Annotated in this window: 1 pseudogene; it reads left to right on the plus strand. The window is 62.4% G+C overall.

From position 1 onward, the window contains the following. A pseudogene (locus ACV22Z_RS35815) lies at positions 1–412 on the plus strand (hypothetical protein); the annotation flags it as partial.

Below are 412 nucleotides of genomic sequence, written 5' to 3' on the forward strand. Positions count from 1 at the left end.
TGCGGTGACGTACGACCGTAACAAGGACGGCACGACGAACCACGGCTCGATCACGCTGGGTGGTGCGAATGGCACGAAGATCACGAAGGTGGCGAAGGGCGATGTCAGCGCGACGAGCACGGATGCGATCAACGGTGCGCAACTGTTTGCAACGAACGAAAGCCTCGGCAACCTGAAGGAATCGCTGACGGACGGCGGGGTGATCGACTCGAAGACGGGCGAATCGCTGGCGGTGGTGTACGACAGTGCGTCGAAGAACAAGGTGACGCTGGGCAAGGCGGGCACGGCAGTGCAACTGAAGAACGTGGCGGCCGGCAAGGACGACACGGACGCAGTGAACGTAGCGCAGCTGAAGGACGTTGGCCTGGTCGGCAAGGATGAGTCGGGCAATCTGACGTCGCTGGCGGTGGTG

Source organism: Burkholderia sp. PU8-34 (assembly GCF_053427725.1).